This window comes from Synechococcus sp. R70.1, from assembly GCF_047461675.1.
Lineage (GTDB): Bacteria > Cyanobacteriota > Cyanobacteriia > Thermostichales > Thermostichaceae > Thermostichus.
This window is the reverse complement of sequence record NZ_JANSHR010000003.1, coordinates 1-1,893: the sequence shown is the minus strand read 5'-3', so window position 1 is coordinate 1,893 and position 1,893 is coordinate 1. Positions and strand designations below refer to the sequence as shown.

General features: G+C 54.0%; 2 protein-coding genes. One reads left to right on the top strand and one right to left on the bottom strand.

The genetic code is table 11. The annotated features are described in order from the left end of the window. A partial coding sequence (locus NW807_RS00330) for a TylF/MycF/NovP-related O-methyltransferase (RefSeq protein ID WP_414424959.1) occupies window positions 1–1,196 on the top strand: 1,196 nt, incomplete at its 5' end. 34 nt (window positions 1,197–1,230) lie between these two features. On the opposite strand, the gene NW807_RS00325 is transcribed toward NW807_RS00330, so the two are convergent. Beyond that, window positions 1,231–1,893 (bottom strand): Uma2 family endonuclease (locus NW807_RS00325; protein WP_414424958.1); only part of this gene is annotated, 663 nt, incomplete at its 5' end.

The following is a 1,893-nucleotide window of genomic DNA, read 5'->3' as shown; positions in this document are numbered from 1 at the left end:
TTCCAGACCCTGCTGTCAATTGGACTCTGCCAGAGCACCTCAAAGACTACCCAGTCTGTAATCTTGAGCTGTCTAAGGTTCTAGAGAAAGTTAAGCCTTTTACCTTGATGAGCTTCGAGCGTCTTTGGAACCTCTATTTGCTAGCAAAGCGAGTTTGCGAAGAAGATATTCCTGGGAACTTTGTTGAGTGCGGTGTTTGTAGAGGCGGAAGCTCGGCTTTGCTGGCCTGGGTGATCAAGAACTACAGCCGCCGGCCCCGCAAGCTGTATGCCTTTGATACCTTCTCAGGGATGCCTGAGCCAACAGAAGCGGATACAGATTACCGAGGGGTTGCTGCCAACGAAGCGGGCTTTGGAGCAAGCACTTTGGCAGCACCAGTTTCAGAGAACCTGGAGGTCATTGCCGGGGAACTGGGGGTCTGGGATCTCATTGTTCCTGTGCCAGGGCTTTTTGCTGACACCTTGCCTGTTTATCGAGAGCAGGTGGGCGAGATTGCCTTGCTGCATGCGGATGCAGACTGGTATCAGTCGACGATGGATACTTTCCGTCATCTCTACCATCAAGTTAATCCCAGGGGGTTCATCCAGGTTGATGACTATCAAGACTGGCAAGGGTGTGCAAAGGCTGTCCATGACTTTGAGCAGGAGCTTGGAGTCTTCTTCCGGCTGCACAGTGTAGCTGAACCATATGGATGGAAGCCAGATAGCCTAGAGGTTCAGGGTTGGCCTAGTGCTGTATGGTTAAGTCCCTCTGAGAACTGGCCGGTAATCACAGATGGTTCGATACAAACCTTCAAACCAGAAGGGATCCGTCTAAGCAAGATTAACGTGGGTCTTTTCCCCTACTGGGAGATGGAGACAGAGCAGCTTGTGCAAGAGTTGGAGGTTCTGTTGGAGTCAATTCTACGTAGCCCCAACCCAGAAGACTATGCCCTGATCTTCCTGGGAGACCCGGATCCGAAATTAGCCAATCAGACTCTGGAGATAGCTGCGGGCAACGTAGTCCTCAAGCTCATGGAAGTAGGGCTGGAGCTAGGCAGAGAGCCATTCTCTTCTGTAGTGGCTGGGTTGAACCCCCATCAATGGGAGAGGCTGATTCCCCAACTCAACTATCGCTATCCTCTGAAGCGCGAGCGCTTTCCTAAGGGTTTACGTCCTGCCATCCAAAAGCTGCCCGTGTTGGTATTGGCCTCTTAGGGATCCACCTTGTTGTCTTGAGTTACTTGGCTGTCTACAGGGCGTCTGGATCTACCCCTAGCTCTTGTAGCTTCCGGGCCAGGCGCCCTGCCCGTTGTTCGGCCTGCTCAGCCCTTTGCCGCTCCAGTTCGGCCTCAGTGGGTACCAGTTCCCCAGCAGCAGTGGCCCAGCGAATCCAGGTGGCCTCGATGTCCCGAAACCTGCCCTCCCACTTCACTAGGTACAATCCCAAAACCTCGCTCGGCAAGCAACCCTCTGCATCCTCTTGAATCGGCTCATAGCGGCCGCCCATTAGCCGAAACCCCGCCCAGTCTTCTGGATCAAACGGGTCAAACCAAAAGTACTCCGGCACTCGGATAATCTGCTCGTAAAGCTGCTTTTTGCTGGTTTTGTCATCGTGGGCAGTGCTGGGGGAAAGAAGCTCAATCACCACGTCTGGGCCCTTCCCTTGCTCCCAAATCACCCAGCTTTTGCGCTCGCCCTTGGGTACTCCCAGCACCACGAAATAATCGGGCCCTCTGAAACTGCGGCTGCGGGCTTGCTCCAAGCTGTAGTAAAGAAACATGTTGCCGCCAACAAAACCATCAGAACGCGGCTGCAGCCAGGTTTGGGTAACGGAGATGAGCAAATCCGTCTGGCACTTGTGCCGCCAGCTTTCCATGGGCTCGCCGTCGTCGTAGGGAAGCTCGTCTTGGGT